This window comes from Luteolibacter sp. (assembly GCF_058122085.1).
The window spans coordinates 16,491-40,755 of sequence record NZ_JBIKBQ010000006.1 but is presented as its reverse complement, the minus strand read 5'-3'; the positions used below and the strand labels follow the sequence as shown (position 1 = coordinate 40,755).

At 60.4% G+C, this 24,265-nt stretch carries 27 protein-coding genes and 1 pseudogene; 9 read left to right on the top strand and 19 right to left on the bottom strand.

The window, feature by feature from the left end:
* Positions 1-52 precede the first annotated feature (52 nt).
* Entirely contained in the window at positions 53-817 is a 765-nt protein-coding gene (locus tag AC4DF4_RS01900) for a pseudouridine synthase (RefSeq protein ID WP_490046419.1), read from the top strand.
* 27 nt (positions 818-844) lie between these two features.
* On the opposite strand, the gene AC4DF4_RS01895 is transcribed toward AC4DF4_RS01900, so the two are convergent.
* The gene (locus AC4DF4_RS01895) at positions 845-1,039 is read right to left on the bottom strand and encodes a hypothetical protein (RefSeq protein WP_490046418.1); all 195 of its coding nucleotides are present in this window, start codon (positions 1,037-1,039) and stop codon (positions 845-847) included.
* Entirely contained in the window at positions 1,036-1,257 is a 222-nt protein-coding gene (locus tag AC4DF4_RS01890; protein ID WP_490046417.1) for a hypothetical protein, read from the bottom strand. The genes AC4DF4_RS01895 and AC4DF4_RS01890 overlap by 4 nt, the downstream gene beginning before the upstream one ends.
* A 145-nt stretch (positions 1,258-1,402) precedes the next feature.
* Between AC4DF4_RS01890 and acs the strand changes: the two genes are divergently transcribed.
* The 4 genes from acs (at position 1,403) to AC4DF4_RS01870 (ending at position 6,527) form a co-directional block, all read left to right on the top strand.
* Positions 1,403-3,358 (top strand): acetate--CoA ligase, encoded by a 1,956-nt coding sequence (gene acs / locus AC4DF4_RS01885; protein WP_490046416.1) that lies wholly within the window; start codon positions 1,403-1,405, stop codon positions 3,356-3,358.
* 17 nt (positions 3,359-3,375) lie between these two features.
* Positions 3,376-4,257, top strand: coding sequence for a hypothetical protein (locus AC4DF4_RS01880; RefSeq protein ID WP_490046415.1), 882 nt, complete (start codon positions 3,376-3,378; stop codon positions 4,255-4,257).
* A 142-nt stretch (positions 4,258-4,399) separates the two neighbouring features.
* Positions 4,400-4,762, top strand: coding sequence for a sulfite exporter TauE/SafE family protein (locus AC4DF4_RS01875; protein ID WP_490046414.1), 363 nt, complete (start codon positions 4,400-4,402; stop codon positions 4,760-4,762).
* 85 nt (positions 4,763-4,847) lie between these two features.
* Complete coding sequence (locus tag AC4DF4_RS01870; protein ID WP_490046413.1) at positions 4,848-6,527, top strand: NAD-dependent malic enzyme; 1,680 nt, start codon at positions 4,848-4,850, stop codon at positions 6,525-6,527.
* 14 nt (positions 6,528-6,541) lie between these two features.
* On the opposite strand, the gene AC4DF4_RS01865 is transcribed toward AC4DF4_RS01870, so the two are convergent.
* The 10 genes and pseudogenes from AC4DF4_RS01865 to AC4DF4_RS01820 all read right to left on the bottom strand — a co-directional run bounded on the left by AC4DF4_RS01865 (position 6,542) and on the right by AC4DF4_RS01820 (position 12,982).
* Positions 6,542-9,019 (bottom strand): U32 family peptidase, encoded by a 2,478-nt coding sequence (locus AC4DF4_RS01865; protein WP_490046412.1) that lies wholly within the window; start codon positions 9,017-9,019, stop codon positions 6,542-6,544.
* Positions 9,020-9,127: 108 nt separating this feature from the next.
* Positions 9,128-10,018 carry a LysR substrate-binding domain-containing protein gene (locus AC4DF4_RS01860; RefSeq protein ID WP_490046411.1) on the bottom strand — a complete coding sequence of 297 codons (891 nt, stop codon included), beginning with the start codon at positions 10,016-10,018 and terminating at the stop codon, positions 9,128-9,130.
* Between the two features lie 10 nt (positions 10,019-10,028).
* Positions 10,029-10,307, bottom strand: a complete 279-nt coding sequence (locus AC4DF4_RS01855) for a hypothetical protein (RefSeq protein ID WP_490046410.1) — start codon at positions 10,305-10,307, stop codon at positions 10,029-10,031.
* 8 nt (positions 10,308-10,315) lie between these two features.
* Complete coding sequence (locus AC4DF4_RS01850; RefSeq protein ID WP_490046409.1) at positions 10,316-10,729, bottom strand: type II toxin-antitoxin system VapC family toxin; 414 nt, start codon at positions 10,727-10,729, stop codon at positions 10,316-10,318.
* Positions 10,720-10,986, bottom strand: a complete 267-nt coding sequence (locus AC4DF4_RS01845; protein WP_490046408.1) for a type II toxin-antitoxin system Phd/YefM family antitoxin — start codon at positions 10,984-10,986, stop codon at positions 10,720-10,722. The genes AC4DF4_RS01850 and AC4DF4_RS01845 overlap by 10 nt, the downstream gene beginning before the upstream one ends.
* A 239-nt stretch (positions 10,987-11,225) precedes the next feature.
* On the bottom strand, positions 11,226-11,633 hold the full coding sequence (locus AC4DF4_RS01840; RefSeq protein WP_490046407.1) for a type II toxin-antitoxin system VapC family toxin: 408 nt from the start codon (positions 11,631-11,633) through the stop codon (positions 11,226-11,228).
* Positions 11,630-11,869 carry a type II toxin-antitoxin system Phd/YefM family antitoxin gene (locus AC4DF4_RS01835; RefSeq protein WP_490046406.1) on the bottom strand — a complete coding sequence of 80 codons (240 nt, stop codon included), beginning with the start codon at positions 11,867-11,869 and terminating at the stop codon, positions 11,630-11,632. Before AC4DF4_RS01835 ends, AC4DF4_RS01840 begins: the two co-directional genes overlap by 4 nt.
* A 121-nt stretch (positions 11,870-11,990) precedes the next feature.
* Positions 11,991-12,283, bottom strand: a pseudogene (locus tag AC4DF4_RS01830) (HigA family addiction module antitoxin).
* Positions 12,284-12,313: 30 nt separating this feature from the next.
* Positions 12,314-12,604 (bottom strand): NadS family protein, encoded by a 291-nt coding sequence (nadS, locus tag AC4DF4_RS01825; RefSeq protein ID WP_490046405.1) that lies wholly within the window; start codon positions 12,602-12,604, stop codon positions 12,314-12,316.
* A 150-nt stretch (positions 12,605-12,754) separates the two neighbouring features.
* Positions 12,755-12,982 carry an antitoxin gene (locus AC4DF4_RS01820; RefSeq protein WP_490046404.1) on the bottom strand — a complete coding sequence of 76 codons (228 nt, stop codon included), beginning with the start codon at positions 12,980-12,982 and terminating at the stop codon, positions 12,755-12,757.
* Between the two features lie 132 nt (positions 12,983-13,114).
* Between AC4DF4_RS01820 and AC4DF4_RS01815 the strand changes: the two genes are divergently transcribed.
* From AC4DF4_RS01815 to AC4DF4_RS01800, 4 genes are all read left to right on the top strand, one after another.
* Entirely contained in the window at positions 13,115-13,987 is an 873-nt protein-coding gene (locus AC4DF4_RS01815) for a hypothetical protein (protein WP_490046403.1), read from the top strand.
* 167 nt (positions 13,988-14,154) lie between these two features.
* Entirely contained in the window at positions 14,155-14,475 is a 321-nt protein-coding gene (locus AC4DF4_RS01810; protein WP_490046402.1) for a hypothetical protein, read from the top strand.
* Positions 14,476-14,565: 90 nt separating this feature from the next.
* Positions 14,566-16,086: a DUF1800 domain-containing protein gene (locus tag AC4DF4_RS01805; RefSeq protein WP_490046401.1), complete on the top strand. Its 1,521-nt coding sequence runs from the start codon at positions 14,566-14,568 to the stop codon at positions 16,084-16,086.
* 4 nt (positions 16,087-16,090) lie between these two features.
* A complete protein-coding gene (locus tag AC4DF4_RS01800; RefSeq protein WP_490046400.1) occupies positions 16,091-17,413 on the top strand; it encodes a DUF1501 domain-containing protein in 1,323 nt (440 codons plus the stop codon).
* A 184-nt stretch (positions 17,414-17,597) separates the two neighbouring features.
* Here AC4DF4_RS01800 and AC4DF4_RS01795 read toward each other — a convergent pair whose 3' ends face one another.
* The 7 genes from AC4DF4_RS01795 to AC4DF4_RS01765 all read right to left on the bottom strand — a co-directional run bounded on the left by AC4DF4_RS01795 (position 17,598) and on the right by AC4DF4_RS01765 (position 24,258).
* A complete protein-coding gene (locus AC4DF4_RS01795; protein WP_490046399.1) occupies positions 17,598-19,070 on the bottom strand; it encodes a trypsin-like peptidase domain-containing protein in 1,473 nt (490 codons plus the stop codon).
* A gap of 311 nt (positions 19,071-19,381) precedes the next feature.
* Entirely contained in the window at positions 19,382-19,921 is a 540-nt protein-coding gene (locus AC4DF4_RS01790) for a superinfection exclusion B family protein (protein WP_490046398.1), read from the bottom strand.
* A 217-nt stretch (positions 19,922-20,138) separates the two neighbouring features.
* Positions 20,139-20,741 carry a hypothetical protein gene (locus tag AC4DF4_RS01785; RefSeq protein WP_490046397.1) on the bottom strand — a complete coding sequence of 201 codons (603 nt, stop codon included), beginning with the start codon at positions 20,739-20,741 and terminating at the stop codon, positions 20,139-20,141.
* Positions 20,710-21,171 (bottom strand): hypothetical protein, encoded by a 462-nt coding sequence (locus AC4DF4_RS01780; RefSeq protein ID WP_490046396.1) that lies wholly within the window; start codon positions 21,169-21,171, stop codon positions 20,710-20,712. Before AC4DF4_RS01780 ends, AC4DF4_RS01785 begins: the two co-directional genes overlap by 32 nt.
* Positions 21,168-21,725, bottom strand: a complete 558-nt coding sequence (locus AC4DF4_RS01775; RefSeq protein ID WP_490046395.1) for a hypothetical protein — start codon at positions 21,723-21,725, stop codon at positions 21,168-21,170. Before AC4DF4_RS01775 ends, AC4DF4_RS01780 begins: the two co-directional genes overlap by 4 nt.
* A gap of 387 nt (positions 21,726-22,112) precedes the next feature.
* Positions 22,113-23,186, bottom strand: a complete 1,074-nt coding sequence (locus AC4DF4_RS01770) for an acyltransferase family protein (RefSeq protein WP_490046394.1) — start codon at positions 23,184-23,186, stop codon at positions 22,113-22,115.
* 118 nt (positions 23,187-23,304) lie between these two features.
* On the bottom strand, positions 23,305-24,258 hold the full coding sequence (locus AC4DF4_RS01765) for a hypothetical protein (protein WP_490046393.1): 954 nt from the start codon (positions 24,256-24,258) through the stop codon (positions 23,305-23,307).
* Positions 24,259-24,265: the final 7 nt, after the last annotated feature.

Below are 24,265 nucleotides of genomic sequence, written 5' to 3'. Positions count from 1 at the left end.
TCTAAAACGCGCGGATCCCACCGGGTTCGCGCCTTTTGTATTTACAGCTCCCATGGCAACCAACGACGGCACCCGCCTCAACAAATACCTCGCGTCCTGCGCCGTGGGCTCCCGTCGCGCTTGCGATGAACTCATCAAGGCCGGTCGCGTGGAGGTGAATGGCAGCCCGTGCGTCAACATGGGAACCCGCATCGGACCCGGCGACCACGTGAAGGTGGACGGCAAGCGGGTGGCTCCGCGCGAGACGATGATCGTCGCCTTCCACAAGCCGCGCGGCTTCGTCTGCACCCGCGAGGACGAACTCGGCCGGGACACGATTTACTCAATGCTACCAGCCTCGCTGCACTCGCTGCACCACGTCGGGCGGCTCGACATGGACTCAGAAGGCCTGCTGATTTTGACCAACGACGGCGATCTTTCGCAGCAGTTAATGCACCCGTCGAAGTCGATCGAGAAGGAATACCTCGTCACCTCGAACCAGGCGTTCGAAAACGCCCACCTCGACCAGTTTCTCGAAGGCGTCTTCACGACCGAGGGGAAATTGAAGGCGAAATCCATCGAGCGCCTCTCGTCCCGCCGCCTCAAGGTGGTGCTCGATCACGGCGCGAAGCGCCAGATCCGGGTGATGTTCGACACGCTCGGCTATCAGGTAACCAAGCTGCTGCGCGTGCGCATCGGCGCCCTGTGGCTCGGCGATTTGGAACCCGGCGCCTGGGCGGCCTTGAATTCCGTGGAAATTCAGATGCTGCTGGGAAATCCGAAGCCCGAGAAAAAGCGCGAAGCCTCGGATGAACCGAGGAAAAAGAGGCGGGATTGAGCGGTTCGAGGGCGCAAGATCCTCATTTCAGCTGATGATCAGCGCTCGGTTGGCGGATTTTTCGTTTTCGGAAAAGTAGAGGTGAAGGTTCGCGGTGAGCTGGTGCGCGGCATCGCCGATGCAGGTCATGCCGCCGCATTTGCGGGCGATAAGCTTCTGGGTCCAGAACCAGACGACCAGCGCCGTCGCGATGATAGCGACGCGTAAGACGATGGGATTCACGAGATTTCGGTCCCGGTGGGGGTGATCCTGCGCTGGCTCTTGGTCGATTCCAGCAAGGCTTCCATCTGCTGCCGGATCTCGACAGTGATGGGATCGGTGTCCTGCGATTTATCACGCGTGGCGGTGTCTTCGATGGCGTCGCCGATCTTCGCGAAGCGGAAGCTGGGTTGCGGCTGCCAGGAGAGGCGGTTTTCGATTTCCTCGATGACCGGGATCACGGTTTCCCGCAAATCGCCTTCGAAGAAATAACGAAGAACCGGGAGGAATCCGTGATTCTTCCGGCTTGCCGCCCGTGCGATAGCTTTCTAGTTTCCCGCAACGACGAGCCGTCATGCGTGCCGCCATCTGAATTTTTCGAATCCCATGAGCGCCAAAAAATCCGTTTCCAACCACGATCTGGACACCGTCCACAAGCCATCCAAGGAATTTTCCGCGAAGGCCCGCATCCCATCGATGGCGGCTTACAAGAAGCTCTACAAAGAATCCATCGACCGGCCCGACAAGTTCTGGGCGCGTGAGGCGAAGGAACTGGTTTGGCAAAAACCGTGGTCCAAAGTGCTCGATTGGAAGCCCCCGCACGCGAAGTGGTTCGACGGCGGCAAGCTCAACGTCTGCGAAAACTGCGTGGATCGCCACGCCGCCGGCCCCCGCAAAAACAAGGCCGCCATCATCTGGGAGGGCGAGCCCGGTGACAAACGCGTGATCACCTACGGCCAGCTTCAAAAGGACGTCTGCCGCTTCGCCAACGTGCTCCTCAAGAACGGCGTCAAGGCCAAGGACCGCGTGCTCATTTACATGCCGATGATTCCGGAAGCCGCCATCGCGATGCTGGCCTGCGCCCGCATCGGCGCGGTGCACAACGTGGTGTTCGGCGGCTTCGCCTCGGAGGCCATCGTCGATCGCCTCGAGGACTCCGGCGCCACCACCATCGTCACCGCCGACGGCGGTTGGCGGCGCGGCAAGGTCGTCGCCCTCAAGCCGGTGGTCGATGAAGCGCTCGCGAAATACGACAAGGTCAAGCGTGTCATCGTCGTCAAACGCTGCGCAAACGAAATCTCGATGGACGCCAAGCGCGACGCGTGGTGGCACGACGAGGTCGCCAGCGTTTCCTCGAAACACGTCGCCAAGGGCTTCGACTCCGAGCACCCGCTTTTCGTCCTCTACACGTCCGGCTCGACCGGCAAGCCGAAGGGGATTCTCCACACCTCCGGCGGCTACCTCACCGGCACCTACTCGACCTGCAAATACATTTTCGACATGCGCGACGAGGATGTTTACTGGTGCACCGCCGACGTCGGCTGGATCACCGGTCACTCCTACATCGTTTACGGCCCGCTGGCTAACGGCGTCACCCAGGTGATGTATGAAGGCGCGCCGAACTGCCCGGATTTCGGCCGCTTCTGGAAAATGGTCGAGGAATATGGCGTCACGATTTTCTACACCGCGCCGACCGCGATCCGCGCCTTCATCAAGGCGGGCGACCATTTTCCCGCCGCCCACGATCTGTCCTCGCTTCGCCTGCTAGGCTCGGTCGGCGAGCCGATCAACCCGGAAGCCTGGAACTGGTACCACAAGCACATCGGCGGCGGACGCTGCCCGATCGTCGATACCTGGTGGCAGACCGAGACGGGCGCGATCCTGATTTCCCCGCTTCCCGGAGCCACCCCTTGCAAGCCCGGCACCGCGACGCTGCCGTTTTTCGGCATCGACGCCGCGATCCTCGACGACGCGGGCAACGAATGCAAAAACGGCCAGGACGGCCGCCTCGTCATTCGCAAGCCATGGCCATCGATGATCCGCTCGATTTACGGCGACAAGGAGCGCTACAAGAAGACCTACTGGTCGGACTACCCCGGCGGCATCTACACCGCGGGCGACGGCGCGCGCCGCGACAAGGACGGCAATTTCTGGATCATCGGCCGCCTCGATGATGTGCTCAACGTCTCCGGTCACCGTCTCGGCACCGCGGAAATCGAGAGCGCGCTCGTCTCCCACCCCGCCGTCGCGGAAGCCGCGGTGGTCGGCCGCCCGGACGAAATGAAGGGCCAGGCCGTCGCCGCCTTCGTCACGCTGAAGGGGAATTACGAGGAGTCCGAAGCCCTCCGCGCCGAGTTGCGCAATCACGTCGGCAAGGTCATCGGCGCGATCGCCAAGCCGGACGATCTCCACTTCGCTCCCGGCCTGCCGAAAACCCGTTCCGGAAAAATCATGCGCCGCCTCTTGAAAGAACTCGTTTCCACGGGCAAGATCTCGGGCAACGTGACGACTCTTGAAGACTTCTCCGTCATCGAGAGCCTGCAACGCAAGATTTCCAAATAAGCCAATCTGCATTTCCCATGACTTCTTCCCGCTATCTCATCGCCCGTGTCGCGCAGACTTTCGGTTATTTCCGAAGGAGCCAGCGCATGGCGGATGCGGTGAGCGAAACGCATCTTTTGCGCGAGGCCGAGGCACAGCTCGGGATGGCGATCTGGGAGAAGGTCGAGGACATCGAGGAGCTTTCCGTCGAGTACTGGAACCTGCGGAAATTCATCAAGGAGAAGGAGCTGATCCGGAAAAAAGTCGAGGACTGCCAGATCGAACTCGACAAGGCCCACGAGAAGCGCGTCAGCGTTCTCAACAACACTCCGGAAGTCCATCAGGAGCTGATGGATCAACGCATCCACCTGCTCACCGAACTCGAAACCCTCGCCTGGCGGCGCGATGAAATCGTCGACGAAGCCCGCGAAGTCCGCCGCGCCTATGACGGATTCAAGATGAAACTCGAGGTGCTCACCAACGAGTCGAAAGGCTCGGAGGCGGACAAAGAGAAAATCGCCGAGGTCAAACGCCGCCTTACCGATCTCAAACTCAAATTTTCCGACCTCAAAAAACAACGACTCCTGATCGGCGCCGAAATCGAAGCGGGCGATGACAAGGTTGACCTCGTGGACGAGCAGCTCAACGAGAAGAAAAGGGACCGCCGGATGCACGCCTCCGAGGCCTTCCTAGTGATCAACGACTGCAACAAGGAGATCTCCATCCTGCGGTTGGAAAGCGGATTGCTAGACACCCAGATGCGCCAGCTCTACGCCGAGATCGGCCGTTTCATCAGCCGCAACACCCACCATCATCCGGCCTGCGCCACCGCGGCGTCATCCCATCAAGGTCTGGTTGATGTGATGCGCGCCCTCCGCCGCTCGATCGCGCTGAACCAGCGCCTCACCGGCACCGACTGATGCAATCTTCGCGATCCGCCCGCGGGTTCGTCGCGTGATCATCTTGATTTACCCAACCGCGGTTTGACGACTCGGCGGATTGAGGACGTCTCAAATCCGTTCAAGCGCTGATTTCCACAACCCCGCAAGCAAAACGCCGCCGATGAAATTCCTCGTTTCCGCCATCCTCATCGGCCTTGTCGCCGGACTGCTAGGCGCGCTCTGCGGCGTCGGCGGCGGCCTCGTCATGGTGCCCGCCTTCGTCCTCGCGCTCGGCATCGAGCACAAGCAAGCCGTCGCCACCTCGATGGCCGTCATCATCGTGACCGCCATCGCCGCCACGGCTAACAATTCCCGCGTCGACGGGCTCATCAACTGGAAGATCGTCCTCGCCGTGGGCCTCGCCTCCGCCGTGGCCGCCTGGTTCGGCAGCGACCTGATGCGCTCGCTCAGCAATCACACGCTCACCCGGATCTTCGGCTGCGTGCTGGTCCTCTTCGGCGTGCGGATGCTGTGGAAAGGCTGAGTCGGAGCGGGCACACTGCATGATTTGCGTGTAATATCGAAGCAGGCGCGTTGTGATTCCTCCGAGGGCTCTCCAATGTCAGGCCGTGAAAACACCCGCTCCGCACGCGCCAAGCCTGCAGGCCACCGGTGGCGCCACGTTTCCCCGCGGCTCCGCCCTGCTTGCCAATTCCCTGTTGAACAAAGGCACTGCTTTCCCGGAAGAGGAACGAGACGCCCTCGGCTTGCGCGGACTGCTGCCGCCGCGGGTGTTCACCTTGGAAGAGCAACTGGTCCGCGCCTACGCCAATTTCCAGCGCCAGCCCGAGCCTCTCGACAAATACGTCTTCCTGACATTGCTGCAAAACCGCAACGAAACCCTCTTCTACAAACTCCTCGAAACCCACCCCGAGGAGATGATCCCCATCATCTACACGCCCACCGTCGGCCAGGCCTGCCTCGACTATGGGGTGATTTTCCGCCGTCCCCGCGGCATGTTCATCAGCATCCGCGAGCGCGGCCGCATCGCCGAGATCCTCCGCCACTGGCCGCAGACCGACGTGCGCATGATCGTGGTCACCGACGGCGAGCGCATCCTCGGCCTCGGCGACCTCGGAGTGCTCGGCATGGGGATTCCTGTTGGAAAACTCGCGCTCTACACTTCCTGCGCCGGACTGCATCCGGCCTACTGCCTGCCCATCACGCTCGACGTCGGCACCAACAACGGCAACCTCCACGACAGCCCGACCTATCTGGGACTGAACCAGCCGCGTGTGCGCGGCGGCGAATATGACGCGTTCATCGACGAGTTCGTCACCGCCGTGAAGCGCGTTTTCCCCAAGGCGCTCTTGCAGTGGGAGGACTTCGGCAACACCACCGCCTTCCACCTGCTGCGAGACTATCAGAAACGGATCTGCAGTTTCAACGACGACATCCAAGGCACCGCGGCCGTCGCCCTGGCCGGCCTGATCGCCTCCCTGCGCGAAACCGGCCAATCGCTCGCGGAACAGAAGCTCCTGTTCCTCGGCGCGGGCGAGGCGGGCACCGGTATCGCCGATTTGTTCTGCGCCGCGGCGGGCGACGCCGGCCTGTCAGAAAGCGCGGCGCGGGCGCGCTGCTGGTTTGTCGATTCCCAGGGCCTGGTCGTCCAGCAACGTCTGGCGGAACTCGCCCATCACAAAATTCCCTACGCGCACCCACATCCGCCGCTGACCACGCTGGCGGAGGCGGTGGAAACCCTCCGTCCCACCGCCCTGATCGGCGTCTCCGGCACGCCCGCGAAGTTCACTCCGGAAATCATCGCCCGCATGGCGGAGTTCAACGAACGCCCGGTGATTTTCGCACTCTCCAATCCGACTTCCCAGGCGGAGTGCACTGCGGAGGCTGCTTATAAGTCGTCAGGCGGCCGCGCGATTTTCGCAAGTGGCAGTCCGTTTCCCACCGTCGAATTCGAAGGTCGCACCTTCGTTCCCGGTCAGGGAAACAACGTCTATATTTTCCCCGGCGTCGGTCTGGGCTCCTTGGTCGTGGAATCCGCGGAAGTCTCGGAACGCATGTTTCTCGTCGCCGCCCGCACCCTGGCCGGCCTCGTGACCGATGAAGACCTCGCGCTCGGCCGGATCTATCCGTCGCTCACCCGCATCCGCGAGGTGTCCGTGAAGATCGCCACCGCCGTCGCGCGGGAAGCCGTCCATTCCGGCCTGGCGGGCATTCCCCTCACGGATGACGAAATCGAGCCTGCGGTGCGCCGGTCGCTCTATCATCCCGCCTACCGTTCCTACATCTGACCGGCGGGCGCCTGTCAATGCTCGGCCAGCGTGCCTTCGGTGACGCCGAGTTTTTCAAGGGCCTGGACCTGGTTGAGGAGTTCGAAGGCGTCCGACTTGCCGCTGAGCAGATCCTGATAGGCACGGATGGTTTTCGCGGCGTCCTCGGCCTCGTCCAGCAGCTCGACGCGGAAACGCGAGAGGCCGGTGGCGCGGAGGTGCTCGTAGTAGCGCGCGCCGGTCTGCGCCTTGCCGTTGAAAAGCGTGTTGCGGCAGCCGACATCGGCTTGCAGGCGGTGGAGCTGGCCGACGCGGTCGCGGAGATGGACGACGTGGGTTTCGCACGGCCGGCCGCAATCCTTGTAGGTGGTGCCGCTGCTGAGGAAGACGCAGAAGACGCAGTGCTCCATGTGAAACATCGGCATGTGCTGGTGCAGCGTGAGCTCGAACCACTCGGGCGGCGCGCTGTGGAGCAGCTCTAGCACTTGGCCGATGTTGAGGTCGTAGGAAACCGTGAGGTAGTCGAGCGCGGCGTTTTCCATCAGGAGCTTCGCGGTGATCGGGTTGGCGACGTTGAGTGAGAAGTCGCCGATTTTATTCAGGTCGTGGCGGTCTTTGTAGTAGTGGAGCGCGCCGAGGTTGCGGAGGAGCAGTCCGTCGGGTTCGGCTTTCTCGATGAGTTTCAAATAGCCCGTCTCACCGGGTTTGAGGATGCGCGGGGTGGCGAGGTGGATTTGGGAATTCCCCGAGCGGACGAGGGCGACGGCTTGCTTGTAGCGGCGCGGGTCTTCGAAGTCGCAGTAAATTGTCTCCACGCCGCATTCGAGGGCGGCGGCGACTTGGCCGGGCGTGCGGCAGAGGACGGAGAGGGTGGGAACATCGAACGTCGAACTTCCAACATCGGACGTCGAAGGAAGAAGGTCCTGATAGGTGGTGGTGATTTTCGGCAGCACCGGCTTGATCGCGGCGGCGGTCTCCAGCTGTTTCACCAAGGCGCGGCGGAGTTGGTTCAGCGCGGAAACGGCGATGTGGCAGTTTCCTTCGAGCTGGTTGTCGAGCGTGCCGAGCTCGAACGAGGAATCGCCGAGACGGCCGAGCTGCTCGACGAGCTTTTCGGTGCCGAGCGGGTGTTTCGCGGCGGGTTCGAGCAGGAGGGTGGAGGACGCGGAGAAAGACAGACGGTCACAGACCGCTGCTACAGTGATGGGTTCGCCGGTCTTGCCGCTAACAACAAGGTGGAGCGGCGTCTTTTTCTCGGCGGGGCGGGAGTTCTGCCAGAAGCGGCGGAGCTCGGAGTCGAGCTTGGGATCGGAGGTTTTGTAGAGCGTCTGACCGGGCTTGATGCGGTCGAAGTTGATGCCGCTGTAGGTGAGGTGGAAAATGAGGCGGTCGCCCTCGATCACCCAGATGCGAGCGCCTTGTTCGAGGTCGCGGTTCTCGCCGGCATCGAAGACGACGCCGTCGCCGGCGGTGAATGGCACGCCGGTGAGTTCGCCGAGCCGGATCCAGCCGGGGCCGCATTCGGTGATGGTGCCGAGCAGCGGGCCGCGCTTTTTGCCAAACTTCCCGTGAGTGAGATACGGGTGGTTGGTGCCCGCGAACCAACCGGTGCTGAGGCCGCGGGAGAAGGTCATTTCCAGCTCGTAGCGGTCGGACGGGGTGATCGGGGATTCGGTTTCCGCCATCGCGGCATCGAGCGCTTTTCGATAGACACGGGTGACGGCGGAGACGTATTCGGGCGACTTGAGGCGGCCTTCGATCTTGAAGGATTTCACCCCGGCGCGGACGAGGTCGGGGACGAGATCGACGGCGGCAAGATCCTGCGGGCTGAGCAAATAGCGAACCGCGCCGAGCTCGCGGGTCTCGCCATCGACCACGATTTCATAGGGCATGCGGCAGGCTTGCGCGCATTCGCCGCGGTTGGCGCTGCGCTGGCCGAGCGACTCGCTGGTCAGGCACTGGCCGGAGTAAGCGACGCAGAGCGCGCCGTGGACGAACACTTCGAGCGGGGTTTTCGTCTCCACGGAAGAAGCCTGAAAACGCTCGATTTCCTTGATGGAAAGCTCGCGGGCGAGGACGGCTCTTTCTAGCGAAAAGAGCGATTCGACGAAAGCGAGCCCTTCCGGCGAGGTGATGGTCATCTGGGTCGAGGCGTGGAGCTCGACGTTCGGCGCGACTTCGCGGGCGAGCTTGGCGAGGCCGAGGTCCTGGATGATGAGCGCGTCCACGCCGGCGGCGGCGATTTTGCGGAGCTGCTCCTCGGCTGTCTTCATTTCACTGGTGAAGATGAGGGTGTTCATCGCCACGAATCCCTTCACGCCGTGGCGGTGGAGGTATTCCATGAGCTCATTGAGATCCGCATCGATGAAATTATCCGCGCGCAGGCGGGCGTTGAAGCGCGGCAGGCCGAAATAGATGGCATCCGCCCCGGCGGCGACGGCGGCGCGGGCGCAGTCCCAGTTTCCCGCGGGGGAGAGGAGTTCGGGAGTGGGATCAAGGTCGCGCGGTTGCATGGCGGGAATGAATCACGGGCCGCGCGTGAAAAACAGGGGGATTTTTTACAATGGGCATCCCACTCCGCGCGGAACGCAGTTGGGGACAATTCAGTTTGACTCCAGGCGTCACTTCATCCCCCCGAGCGCCTTCACCAGCTTCGCCACCTCCGGCCGGCGTTCAGCGACTTTCCGGTTCCAGCCGAGTTGGAACTTCCGCTGGTGTTGTTCCAGCCCGGGTAGCTTCTGTGTCCGCGCCGCCCATTCCTTGCGCCGCCGCCACCAATACTCCGGCACAAACACCGCCCAGCCTGCCACCTCCGCCAGATCGGCAGCCTGCGGGTAGCTGGTGCATTCGGCTCCGATCTTGAGATTCACTCCGTGCTCACGCTCACAGCCCGCGAGGAACTGCCGGAACTTTCCATCGCCATCCAGCACGACCACCGGCAGATCCGTCAGGCGTTTCCAACCGCTTTTATCCGGTGTTTCGTGCTCTGGCAGCAACAACTTGAACCCGTAGCTTTCGAGGTCCACCACTGCCACATTCCCACTTGCTTCAAGTCCAGAGGCGATCCCCACGTCCAGCCGTTCCGCTGCGAGTCCTTCTTGAATCTTCCGCCACGTCAGATTGCGCATCACCCAGGAAACCGGCTGCTTGCCCTTGCTCTGCCTGCCGATCTTCGGAATCAAAAATTCCCGGATCACCACCTCGCCCGCACCCACGGTGATTGGCAGCTGCAATCCCCCCGCCTCCGCGGAAACCTCCTTCACCTCGCGCACGAAGCGCTCGTAGGCGTCGGCCAACCGTTGAGCCGCGACCGTTGGAGGATAGGGCTTCTTGATCCGGTCCAGCAGATTCAAGCCCAGCACTTCTTCCAGCTCCTTGATGTCTCCGCTGATCTGGCTCTGCGCATTGGCATCCCCTTTGGCCGCTAGAGTGATTGTCCCCTCCCGCACCACCTTTGCCAGACTTTGCATCCGGCCAAGCGAAACCCCGTTCTTCGAGAAAATGTCGTTCATGACCGGTCAGTCATGTGACATGCGATTCCGCCCGTAGCAAGAACCATCCGCTCAGCGGATTCCAGACCCGCTGGAAGCCGCAGTCGCGGAAGTCCTTTTCGTTGACGGTGGCGAATTCGGTGACGCCTTGTTGGATGAGGAGGAGCGCGGCCCGCCAATCGTAGGCGCGGCGGCGGGCGAAGTCGGCCTCGCGGAGTTTCGGCCAGAAGGCATCATGAAAGTCCCGGCTGTCAGGAGGGAAGCCGATGACTTGCCAACGGGGGTGCTGGCGGCCGCAGGATTTTTTCATGGGGGGGCTCAGTTCGCGGTTAAAACCCGGACTTCGAGGCCCGCGATCCGGCGGAAATTGGCTTCATCCTTGGGGCCGACGAGGACGCCGCATCCCAGACAACGCGCGGTGGCGGCCACGGCGATGTCGTTTTGGGGAATCATCGTGCCGCTTTGGGTCAACTCGGCGAAGATATCGGCATGGTGTTCGGCGGTTTCGGCGGTGAACGGCTCGATGCCCATCACGCGGCGCAAGGCTTCGAGGCGCGCCATCCGGCGGGCGGCCCGGGCGGCGGAATCGGCCAGACGGACGCCGGCCAGGGCCTCGGCCCACACCACGGCGGGCATCACCAGTTCCTCGCCGTTGTCGAGGGCGAGGGTTTGTCCGGCATTCTCGGCACGTTCCCAAGCCACCAGAGCGGAAGTATCGAGAATCAGGCCCATGGATTGGCGGCGGGTTGGTCGGCCTCGTTCACTTTTTCAAGATCATCCGCGAACATGGGATCGCGTGGCAGACGGGCGACGGCAGACACCAATTCCCCCCAGGTGGCGCGGCGGGACCCGCTGGCTGGCGAGAGTTCAGCGATTGGTTGATCGTTCTTCGTGAGAAGGAAATGCTCGCCTTTGTGTTTGACCCTTGCGAGGTAGTCACCCAAGTGGCGTGCCGCGTCGGTGGTGCTGATGGTGGTAGCAGTCGGCATGCGTAAATATGTAATTTACAAGATGCCGAAATTCAAGGGTCTTTATTTGGTTGGAAAACGAGTGTTTCTGTCCGGTCACGCCGCATGTGGCTGGACCTCGCGTTGGATTCGTTCGCCATTCTCGTGCTCGGCGCGCATCAGATCGTAGTCGAGCTGGAGGCGGAGCCAGAAGAGGAGGAAATTATGAATTTTGAATGTTGAATGTTGGATGGAAAGAGGGGGGCAGAGATCCAGCGGTATCACCAGACCCTCCTGACTTGATAGGAGTCGATGATTTTATCCACGGAGATGATTCCTAATCCAAGGCGCTTGGCTTGGCAGACCAGCATGCGGTCGAAGGGATCGCCGTGATGTTTGGGGAGTTCCTGGAGAAGGCGGCAATCGTCGATGTTTGGCGATAGGAGTGGCACGCCGATGCGCTTCAGCTCGTCCGGGTAAAGCTGGTTCCAGTCGTCGGTGATTTCGAAGTCGAATCCCTTGCCGGAAAGTTTGATGGCGATTTCCCAAAAGCTCGCTGACGAGTGATAGAGTGGGAGTTTTCCATCGATGGCTTGGGCCGCCGGTTTTGAAAGGCGCGTGTCGCCATGGAGCATCCACAGCAGCGCGTGGGTGTCGAGCAACCAGCCTGTCACGGTGGTGGCGGTCACGGGGCGTTGAAGGTTTTGGCGATTTCCGCGTTGAGTGCGGGGGCGTCAAAGTTCGCGCCCATTTTGAATTTGCTGCCTTTCAGTCCACCGATCCGGGTCTTGCCGGTGTATTCCTCGACGATGCTCAGCCGGACCACCGGCTTGTCGCGACGGGCGATGATGACTTCCTCGCCGCGCTCTGCCGCCGCAATCAACCTCGAAAGCTGCGTTTTTGCCTCATGGATGGTGACTTGCATGACAGTGGAAAGTTAGCCAAGTTGGTCAGGATGATCAACGGAATTTTTCTGCGAAGAAATTGGGTAGAGGTAGCGGGTCGGTGTTTCGTTTCATGGTCGTCAATGGCGGTCGCTAATTTTTTCACAACGCAGGGCATGGCTGGATTTCAGCAAGGGCGGATTTCAGGGAGTCCTTGGCGGTTTGCTGGTCGTGGTGAGACTGGAGATTGAGCCACACATCGGCGGGCCAGCCGAAGTAGCGTTCGAGGCGCAGGGCGGTGTCCACGGTGAGGGAGCGCTTGCCTTTCACGATCTCGTTGATGCGCCGGGGCGGGACGCCAATGTCCTTGGCGATGCGGTATTCCGAGAGGCCAAGGGAAGCAGGAAATCCTCGCGAAGAACCTCGCCAGGATGAATGGGAGCGTGTGTTTTCATGTTGGATTCAATGGCCTTTAGGGAAGAAATTCAGCGATGCAGGGCTTCCAACACGGCTTGCGGGTGGATCTCCGCGACTCGGAGCAGGGCGCGGGCGGTTCCTTCGGGATGGCGGTGGCCTTGCTCCCAATTCTGCAGCGTGCGCGGGCTGATGCCGATGAGCGCGGCGAACTGGGTCTGGCTGAGACCGAGTTTCTCGCGAATCCCCCGTGCATCGGGCGATTCGAGAGTGGTCGTTCGAGCGGCCTTCTTTTTGCCACGCAGGATCGCACCGCCCTCCTTGAGACTGGCGGCGAGTTGTTGGAAGAGTTCGTCTTTCATGGGTATTCGGTTTCGATGATGGATTTCAACCAAGCGACCTGTCGGATAAAGAAGGAAGTTTCCTAGAAGACGAATCTCACGCGGCGGAATATCCGTCATTGACGGGGGGCTGCCAACCCCCAAACCGAGCAATTCGAGCAGTCCGCGAGATCATCGTTCGGTGAGGCGGCGAAGGGTTTCCAAGGGCACCTTGATGCCGCCGGCATCGACGCGGGGAAGCGTCCAAGTGCCACGTGCCGGCTCGTTGCTTGGGAAGCGGTCGAGAAACAACTCCAAGCCACGGCGGGTGACCTCAGCGAGGGAAAGCTCCCGTTGCGCGGCGAAGGCCTTGGCCCGCTGGTAAAGCTCGTCCGGGAGTTGGATCTGGGTGCGCTTCATGTTGTAAATCCTACATCACTCGGGAATGGTGTCCATTCGCCGGTTCATGACCGCGCAGTCATGTGACATGGGATCTCGGCGATACCCGGCCGCGACGGATCGTGGCAGTCTGATTTCCTTCTCGAAACCATCATGAACCACACCACCGCCAACCCCGCCCTTCCGGCCTCCAATCCCTACGCCGTCTTCCGCCAACGAATCGACGTGCTTGGCAGGCAATTGGATGGCCTGCTGTCTCTCATCTGCAAGTGGGTCTTGATGCTCATCCCCGTGCTGTTCGCGGCGGCGCATATCGCAGCAACGGGGGAGACCTCGAATTTCGTGAGGCGCTGGAAATTTGATCCGCTGTATGACCTCATCAGCACCTATACCACTCGCAGTCCGGCGGGCTGGGCGATGGTGGCGTGCATGGTGGGCTTCGCGTTTGTGCTGGGCTTCATCTCTTGGCATGCGGCGAAGCGGGGGCCGGGATTTCTCGCTTGGTTCACCTCGGTGGCGGCGGCGATCGGGATGGCGATGATGCTGCAGACGGCATGGTTTCCGCTGAAGCCATCGCTGGCAGAGTTCACAAGCATCCAGGAGGAGGCAAATCGCCACCCGGCGGCGAACGGCACGAAACCGAAGAGTAACGCAGCTCTCGATTTCAAGGCGGTGGCAGAATCCAACCGCATGGAGGTTCCGAAGTATGACGCCAGTCTGCGGGCCTACTGGCTTCACCGTCAGGGAATCTATTTGGCGCAACTCCAGATTCTACTCTCCATGATAGGAGCCATGTTTCTGTGGGAGCGACACGGACCTGATCGCAAATACTGGTCGCGGGCGCAATGGGTGGTGTTGCTCTGGATCATGACGGGCCTGCTCATTCGGATATGGCAGCCCAACCTCGTTGGCCTGGCTCAGCGACTCTTGTATTTCGGATTCTACCTCTGGATGCTGATCATCGTGCGGGAGATCGAACTCGGAAGACGGCACCTCGACATACAAGCTGAAACGCTGAAACGCTGAAACGCTGAAACGCTGAAACGCTGAAACGCTGAAAAGCTGAGAAGCTGAAATGGAGAACATCGCGCACAGCCAAGGCATTTCCGGGACTGAGAGGCAAAGTGCGGCGGTCATAGACGCGCCGCTACAATCCTGAAATTCATGACGGTCACAGACACGCTGCTACAATCATGAAATTTGAACCCCCATTTGACCGCAGGCATTTCGACAGACACACCGCACCGCCATGTGGGCGGAGTCCGGATGGGGTGTGGATCGTTTCCGCCGACGATTTACCGATTCTCCCGATCCCGAAGCAAGCGGTGGTGACGAAGTATTTCATCGAATTCGACGGCTGGGTGTTTCCGCTTGCGTATGTCACGAAGAGTCTGCTGGTGTGGCTTCAGCAGACGTTTATTCGCTGGTCGAAAGAAGATGACAGCGAGAAGAACAAGGAGTGGATCAATGGCCTCGTGAAGGCTTTTGAGGATGGCTTGGCGGGTAGGCTGTGATGGAATCGAAGTAAATCGCTTTCCGATTCTTGTGAAACAGCCATGGTTTTTCCGCGCGCAACTTCCGGTTTGCGGCAGGGTTTCCCCTCCATGCTACCAAGAGCGGAAGAAACCTGGACCATCTTCGAGGCCGCCCACCTCCTGAACCGAGCGGGTTTCGGCGGCACCCCGGCGGAAATCAAATCCTTCCACGCGCTCGGGCGGGAGAAGGCGGTGAATTCCCTGGTCTCGCCCGCCGAGCCGCTGGATGCGTTCCCGCTTCCGGCGTGGAGTGTCGGCGATCAGGCGCTCGCCGCCATGCGCGAACGTCGCCAGCTATTCCGCGGCAACCGAAAGGCGATGGAGGGCCTCTCTCCCGAAGAGGTCGCAAACGCCAAGCGCGAGGCCATCAAGAAATTCCAGCAGGAAAGCCGCCAGCAAGCCCTCGAAGGCCAGGCCTGGTGGTTCCGCCGGATGCTCAAAACGCAGGCCCCGCTGCGTGAGAAAATGACGCTCTTCTGGCACGACCACTTCGCCACCTCTATCCAGAAGGTGAAGCAACCGGTTTTCATGATGCGCCAGAACGAGTTGTTCCGGCGGAGCGCTTTCGGAAGTTTCAAGGACCTGACCCACGCGATCCTGATGGACCCGGCGATGGTGCTCTATCTCGACACCCAGAGCTCGAAGAAGAACATGCCTAACGAGAACTTCGCCCGCGAGGTGATGGAGCTCTTCACCCTCGGCGAGGGCAACTACACCGAGCAGGACATCCGCGAAGCCGCCCGCGCGTTCACCGGCTACTATCTGAATCAAGGCGAGGGGAAAGTCAGCCACGACAAGCGCCAATGGGACCCGGCGGATAAAACCATCTTCGGCAAGACCGGCCCGTTCACCGGCAAGGACGTCATCGACCTCATCTTCGCGAAAAAGCAGGCCGCCCGCTTCATGACGAAAAAACTCTGGGAATTCTTCGTCTATGAGAACCCGTCGGAGCCCGCGCTCGACGCCCTCGCCGAGAGTTTCCAGAAGGCGGATTTCCAGAGTGGTCCCCTGCTCCGTGAAATTTTCCTGTCCAAGGAGTTCTACTCCGAGGCCGCCATCCGCTCACAGATCAAATCCCCGGTCCAATACCTCGTCGAGCTGCTCAAGCAGCTCGAAATCACCGACCCGCCGATCGGGTTCCCCGTCACCGCGCAGCAGCAGTTAGGCCAGGTGCTGTTCATGCCGCCCAACGTCGCCGGCTGGGACTGGGGACAGGCGTGGATCAACACCAACACCCTGCTCACCCGCTACAACCTCGCCGGATTTCTCACCAAAGGCGCGGGCGAGGCCGACAATTCGATGACGGCCGAGAGGGTGAAAACTCCCGGCATGGCACCCGGCCCAAAGCGCATGGGCCGCGGCTGGGACGGTCCCGACTACGGGAAAATCGCCCCGCGCCCGCTGCGGGAAAACCCCGCCGATCTCGTCGATTCGCTCATCTTCCGCTTCTTCCAGTGCCCGCTTCCCGACAAAGCCCGCAAATCGTTCATCGAATACGCGGTCACCAAGAAAGGCGCGATTTTCACCGACAAGGAAACCGCCGAGCTCTGCCACCTGATGCTCAGCACCCCATACTATCAACTCACTTGAATCCATGAAAACCCGCCGCGATTTCCTCCGCTCCACCGTCCTCGGCGCCTCCGCCACCTGGACCGTCCCGATGTTCGTCGAGCGCACCTTCGGCCAGCTCCACGAAGGCGCCCGCGACCTTGCCGTCCAGCCCGTCACCGGCAAGGACGACACCATCCTCATCGTCCTCCAGCTCGCCGGCGGCAATGACGGGCTCAACACGCTCGTCCCCTTCGCGGATGACGCCTATCACAAGGCCCGCCCGCGCCTCGCCAAGAAGGAAAAGGAAATCATCAAGCTCAGCGACCACGTCGGCCTGAACGCCGCGATGCCCTTCCTCGGCTCGCTGTTCAAGGAAGGCGACCTCGGCATCGTCCAAGGCGTCGGCTATCCGAATCCGAACCGCTCGCACTTCGTCTCCACCTCCATCTGGGAAACCGCCGACACCACCAACCACTCCAACACCGGCTGGCTCGGCCGCTATTTCGACAACGCCTGCCCTGGTGCCGATCCCACCGTCGGCATCAGCTTCAACAAAACCCAGCCCGAGAGCTTCGGAGCCTTGAAAAACCCCGGCGTCTGCCTGAACTCGCCCGAGCTCTACCGCTGGATCCACAGCGGCGGCGACAAGGACCAGGCGGAACTATTCTTCGCCGACCTCAACAAGCCTAACACCGCATCGGATCATGAGGATGACGAGCCCACCGACGGCGGCTCCATCGCCATGGCCGCGGGCGGCAAGGTGGGCGGCATCACCGGCGAGGGAAATCTCGCCTTCCTCGAACGCGTCGCCCTCGACGCCCGCGTCAGCTCGAAGACCATCCTCGAACTCGCCGCCAAACACAAAACCTCCGTCCGCTACGACGGCACCCCGCTGGCGCGGAATCTCAACCTCGTCGCCCGCATGATCGCCGGCGGCATGCCGACCCGCGTTTACTACGTCAGCCACGGCGGCTTCGACACCCACAACCAGCAGGTCAATTCCCACGACCGCCTGCTAGGCCAGCTCGACAGCGGTTTGAAATCCTTCTTCGCCGATCTCAAACAGCAGGGAAATGACAAGCGCGTCGTGCTCATGACCTTCTCCGAGTTCGGCCGCCGCGTCTCCGAGAACGCCAGCGCCGGCACCGACCACGGCAAGGCCTCCTGCCTCTTCCTCGCCGGCCCCGGCATCAAGGGCGGCCTCCACGGCAGCCACCCCAGCCTCACCGACCTATCGGAAGGCGACATCAAGCACACCGTCGATTTCCGCAGCGTTTACGGCACCCTGCTCGGCGACTGGCTCAAGGCCCCGAACCTGAAACCCATCCTCGGCGCGAACTACCCGAAGATGGGGCTCATCGGGTGAATGTGTTCCGACTGTCTCAGCCGGATTCTGAGGCTCCTCGTTCGGCTGAGACAGCCGGGACACTTTCTCAAGCTTCCTCGAACTCTTCTTCCACCGCTGGCACCAGCTTGCGGAAGTGGACCTGGCCGACGCGGCGGCCGTCGGTGCGGCTCATTCGTGTTTTGTTTCATGCCACCACCTCGCTTCAATACCCAAGAATAAGCACCGTCGCCTTCTTCACGTCGTCTACCATAGACTCGAACTTCTGTTCGTGGGTCTTCGCATCGGGCATTCCAGCGCTGGCTTCGGGGACGGCTTCGAGAAAGCCGAGCAGATAGCTGCTCTTCACCGCGTAGTTCACGTTTTGCGCCAGTGTGCCGGTGCTTGCCAGCGCGGCTTCCTGACTCAGCTGGGAGGTGACGACGCCGACAACATTGCCGCGCTCATCGACCAAGGCTCCGCCCGAGTTCCCCGGTTGGACGGGCACGCTGATCTGGAAATATCTCACATCGTCCTGAATCCCGGCGAGGCTCGAAATGTCGCCTTTCGAAAGTTTCGGTTCGAAGCCCTGAAGGCCGGTGTTGGGAAATCCCACGGTCGCCACCGTCGCCCCCAAGCGGGCGGTGCGGCTGCTCACGACGGGCAGCGCATCGAAAGTCCCGTTCACTTTGAGCAGCGCAAGGTCCGAGGCGGCATCCACGCGGACCACCACCGCATCCAATAAGCCTGCGGCGGTCTGGACGCGCACTTTGGTGCTGTTCTTCACAACGTGGTGATTGGTCACCAGATAGCCGTTGCGCGTGATCAAGAATCCGGTGCCTGTGATCTTAGGACTATTGCCCGCTGGAGCAGTTGCGGGGCGAGGTTCGATTTCTTGGTTGGCTCCCCGATTTGCGAGCCTCGCTTCCCATTCCTGGGCCAGACGCTGGCCTTCGGCACGCTGAGCTGTGGATAAGCGGACCTCTTGAATTAACACGGTTTTCTTTGCTGTCTCATCCCCTTGAGCCGCTGCGAGGAGTATCCATTTATAACCCTCCAGCTCATTTTTTATCACTCCATCGCCGTTCCAATAACAAGCCCCAAGGTTGCATTGAGCTACCGCATCTCCTTGATCAGCAGCCTTGCGATACCACTTCACCGCCTCGGCTGCGTCCTGATCCACACCTGAGCCGTTGTAATAGCAAGTCCCAAGGTTGCATTGAGCTACCGCAAGTCCTTGTTCGGCAGCCTTGCGAATCCATTTGACTGCCTCGACCTCGTCCTTCACAACGCCGTTGCCTATCTCATAGCAACACCCGAGGTTGTATTGGGCAGGGGTAAATCCTTGGTCGGCAGCCTTGCGATACCACTTCACCGCCTCGGCAGCGTTCTTCTTCACGCCTGTGCCTTCGCAATAGTGAACCCCGAGGTTGTGTTGGGCAGCGGCATCTCCCTGATCAGCGCCCTTGCGAAACCATTTGACTGCCTCGACTGCGTTCTTCTTCACGCCTGCGCCGTTCCCATAACAAAAACCGAGTCTGCATTGAGCAAGTGCATCTCCCTGCTCGGCCCCCTTACGCCAATCCGCAATCTGAGCGTCGGATGGTTTCTCTTGGCTATGAGCAGGCAAGCCACAGAGGCAAAACAAGACGGCGAGCACGGAAAGCAGGCCGCGAGGGAAGGGATTCAACGTCATCATAAAGCGAATCTAGCGAGTTGGTGGCGCGGCTGTGAAGTGAAATCTTCCGGGCTGGTAATCAAGATCCCAGACAAACGGCGTTTCCGCCAAGCTTTTCACGGCAGATTAGGGCGTTTTTGTTGTCGAGGCCGGCAGGCTCAAACCCACCGCCCGCGCCTCATCTTTCAATCCGGCGATCTCCATCTCCAGCTCTTTTTTCTGTGCTGAAATGATGCGCTCGATCACCAACCACAATCAGTTCTTGCTAGTCGGGACGGTTCTTGCGATGCGGACCAGCATGCTCACCCACGCCTTGTTCGCCTCTTTTGGAATCACCATTCGATTTTGTCGGTTCGGGTTCTCTCACTCTCCCCCTTGATGACCTCAGGACATGCGTGGAGGTAGTCCCACGTCGCCTCACTGATGTTGTGAGGAAAGCCGTCAACCATACTGCCAACAGTAGTGGATCGAAAAATAATTCGGTTGTTCACAAGTCCCTGAACGACACCATCGTCGATGCGGAGGCAATTGCTTCTCGTATTGAACTTCACGTAATGCCGGAGAATCTGCTTCTCGTCTTCAGTGAGAGCGTTCAGGCGCTTCGTGAGGCGCTGAAACGCTTTCCTCTTCATCCATTCACGTTGAATCCAATTCCATCCGCTGCCTGCGATAGCGACCACCAAAAGCACGATAGACGACAAGAAGGCAATCCCGAGAACAGAGCGGTAATCCTGTGAAAATTTGGTAAGTCCAAGCGTCTCTCTGAACTGATTGCTGCCGAAAAGAACCATACCAGCGACAAGTCCAATTGCCATGAGATAGCGTGGCGTGAGTTTCAGGAATTCAAAGAGCGGCTTGAAGAAATCGAGCATATTCATTCTCTGGCCAGCAGTGGTTATTCGTAGGATCTCCGGCAGTGAGATCCAGAAGGGCTATGCCGTGACGATGGACTGCGATTCCATGATTCAACAAGTTTTTTCTGAGGTCGAGTGTGTCTATCGGTTAAGTTTGGGTGGTGCGATTTCGAGTGACATGCCGTGCCTGATATCGCGGGGTGGATTCTGGGAGGATGACCTGCGGGAAGTAAACTCAGGCTGCGGGCAGCTCCGGAATCATGATCGGGAGCATGCTGGATTGCGCTTCCTGCAGTTTGGCGAACACCGCGCGGAGGAGCTCGTTCGTGGAATCCGTCCCCGATGCCATGGCGGCCGCGAGAAAGGCGTTTCCGAGCTGGGTGCGGTCCAGTCGCTTGGTGACGAGGTGCGCGGCATTCAGGTCGAGAATCTCGATATGCCACTTACCGGCGATGGTCTTGCCACTCAGAATGCCGGTGGCACGGTCTTCGATAATGTGCTTGCCGTAGTCCGCTTCCTCATAGGGATTGATGAGATAGAGCCCCGCCTTGCGGTCCTCGGCAGAGGGCCAGGTGTCGGACTTCGCACCATTGCAATGACGACTGGCAGCAATCAGATTTCCATGGCGATTGCGGAACGGATGCCTGAGTTTCGGATTGAAATGATCCACCTCCATCGACTTGCGGCCCAGATCGAGAACGTGCTGGAGCGAATAACCGCAGCGGTCGCCGGTCTCCATGAGGAGCGAGGGCAGCGCCTGCCGGTATTTGGTCTTCGGATATTGGGCGCTGACCGGTTTCCCGCGCTCAAGTCTCGGCTCGGAAGGTGCGGGTGCCATGGTCGATCAACTGCTGGAGGCCGGCAATGGCGGCACGGACCGCTTGGTGGAACTCGATATCCGCCTTGATTTGCTCGAAGGATCTCGAAGGATTTTCCCTGCGGCGGAGGATTTTGAGGTTCTCGTATTCGGTGGTTTGAGCCGGGGTCAAGCGCCCCAGCGCGAATTTCCGCGAAAGGTCGTTGAATCGCTCTTTGGCGGAACCATCCCACTCGGCATCGGTGTCGAAAACGATTTCATTCGCCTGAGCGGTTGCTTCTATCGGAGCGGTGGAGAGCTTTGCCGGCGATGAAACCACGGCCTTGGACTCAACTTCGGCAAAAGTGTGGCTCCCGGTCTCGTGCATGAGCGAGCCTTGCGCGGCGACAAGGGTTGCGCCGGTAGCCGCCACTTTGAAGGCTTTGCTGCGGATGGATGAGACCGTTTTCATGGTTGTCCCGAGTGGATGATCAGGTCGTAAATCAAACGCTTGTGGGTATCGGTGTCTGAAACATAAACGCCGTGAGTCACACCCGTCACGGTGTTCGACTCCGCAGTCGGATGCTTCAAATCAATCGCCGCTTTGTGAGAAAACTGGCGGATCGAGATTTCACCCCAGCCGCCCCGTGAAGCGCATCCGATCTGGTTGAACGGGATTGGTGCTGTGGAGAAATTGGAGGAACTCAAGGTGCCTTTGGGCTCGTCGGGATTTGGGGCTCCAATTTTTTCGATGTATTTTTGCAGATCCGGAACCTGGGATGCCAAATCAAGATTCCAGATCACACCTCGAAAAACGGTCTTGATTGGGGCGCCTGGATCCGCGAATCCGAGAATAAGCGTGATGAATTCCCCGGATTTTTGGACCTGGTGGCAGTTGAAAAACAGGAACTCCTTGGGCGCGCCCGAAAAATCCACTTCCACGACGCGCTTGGATGCTGTCGTTTTCTCGGTTTTCAAAGGTTTTTTCACGGCTGGCACGTAGGGAGTGTTGAAATGGGCAATCATCTCTGGCAATCAAAAACTAGCGCCCGCCGGCCGGTGTTGGACGAACCTCGGCACGCTCTCGTACGGACCTTGGGGCGTACTGTACAAACCTTGGCGTCATCTCATACAAACCTTGGAGGCGTCTTGGACGGACCTTGACGGCATCCCTCACGAACCTTGGAGGCATCCCGCATGAACCTTGGCACGATCTGGACAGGCCTTGGCATCGGCTCTTGCGGACCTCGGGGCGGTCGGCACGAAGCTGGGCATCGTCTGATACGAACCTTGGGATGGACTGGATTGAACCTGGGCATCAACCGCGATGCACCTTGGCTCATCCTGCATCAACCTCGGGGCGTGCTGTACGGATCTCGGCTTTGGCTGGATGGGGAATGTGTTCCGACTGTCTCAGCCGGATTCTGAGGCTCCTCGTTCGGCTGAGACAGCCGGGACACATTTTCGGCCGTGCGCCGGCCTCGTTTCGAGATAGCGCCAGCACAGCCAAGCCAGCCCCCAGGATGTCAGGCCGAAGACTCCCAAGCGGAGGATTTGCCAAAATCCGGTGAAGAACGGAAACCACAGCCACGGCAGCACGAAGCCCAACAACAGCGGCACCGGCGTGTGAAAGAGATACAGCCCGAAGCTCAAGCGCCCGACATGCTGCACCGCCGGATGATTCAGGATTTTTTCCCGGAATCCGCCGAAGCCCGCCAAGGTCGCCGAGATCAGGCCCGCGAACGCCACCGAGACCAGCGTCTGCTGGATGTGGCAAAAGCCTGCGACCTGCCGGCCCATCTCATTGAAAACGTAGAGCACGATGTATCCGGCGAACGCGGCCATCGCTGCTAGATTCAGCCTTCCGTCGCCCGCCTTCATCCCACGGTCGATCGCGAGAGCGAGCAAGGCGCCCACGCCGAAATAATCCATCGCCGTGAAAGTGATCATCTCGCTGTGATGGATTTCCGGAAACCGCCACGCCAGGATCATCCGCAAAACGGGCGCGAGCGCCACGCAGCCGAGAAACACCCCCGCTAGCAGCTTCCGAGGCGTGAGGAAAACCACCAGCGGCCACACCAGATAGAACTGCACCTGGATCGCCAGCGTCCAGTAGTGCGCCGTCCCCGATGGCCAGCCCTCCATGAACGCCATGTGGAAATTCGACCAATGCCCGAAGTAGGCCAGCCAATGCTGCCGGATGTCCGGAGCGCCCACGATGATCGCGAAAAGCATTGCCGCGTAGCACGGCACCAGGATCCGCATCATCCGCCGCTTTTGGAAATGCACGTAAGCCTTGAAATGCCATTTCCCGCCGCCTTCCTCGCAAGCCGTTCGCTCGCGCAGCAGGATCCGGGTGATCAGGAAACCGGTCAGCGTCAGGAAAAAGAACAGCCCGATCTCGAAGGGAAAGTGCCCGCGCCAAACCGCCGGCACCCAGTGCAACCACATCACCCCCAGCACCGCGAAGGCCCGCCATCCGTCCAACTGGGAATTTCGAATCGCCGTCAAATCGGCGGCAGCTTTCACAGCGGCTGCCCATCCAGCAAGACCAATGCCGATGGTTCCGTTTCTCCCGTCTGCCATACGCCGCAGCGGGCGCTGATCAGTCGAGCGGGGAAAGCTCGGCAGATGGCGTTTTCGAGGCTGCTGGAACTTCCTCGTCGATGACGAGAGTTTCTTCCATAACGACAAGAGTTTCTTCCAAGACCACAGGAGCTTCTTCCACAGCAGCAGGAATCTCTTCCACGATGACGATGGTTTCTTCTACGACGACAGTGGGTTCTTCCTCTGCGAAAACTATGGTGGCGGCTTCCTTTTGCTTGTTCATCTCGACGAGGCGGATGACTTCGGCTTTGGCGGCGGCGATGCGATCGGACTCGACGACGGGGCCGATTTTCTTGGAAACGGCGGCCGGGCGGGATGGATCGCTGAGATCGGCGAGCTTGGCCTCGGCTTTTTCAAGCGCCTCGATGGCGGCGGCCTCGCGCTTTCTCACTTCACCGGCGAAGCGGCTGGAAACGGCGACGGATTCGCGGAGTCGCTCGATCTCGGCGTGAAGCTCGGCGCTGTCGTCGGGGCGGTTCTGGAGAACGGCGAGTTGCTCGCGGGTTTTCGAGAGCTCGTTTTCGAGGGCGAAGCTGCGTTCTTTCTGGGCCTTTTCGCCGTCGTTGAGACGGGCGTTGAGCTGTTTGACGGTGTCCTGGGCTTTCTTGAGGTCGGCCTCCAGGGTGGAAATGCGCTTGGTCTCGGTGTCGACGGCACTGCGCGCGGCGGCGAGCTCGGCGTAGGTGTGGTCGAAGGTGGCTTTGGTGACGGAGGCGGACTGGAGGTTTTCCAGCTCGGCTTTCAGGGCCTTGTGGGCGGCCTTGGATTTCTCAAGGGCGGCTTCGAGGTTTTTCGCGCGGTCTTGCTGGCCTTTGTCGGCGGCGGGCGAGGGTTTGGCGGGAGCCGTTTTCGCAGGACGGCCACGCAGCGACCAGCCGATGAAGCCGCAAAGGACGGCGATGATGGCAAGCTGCGGAAGAACCTTGGACAGGAGTGTGAGTGTTTCGGACATGATGGAT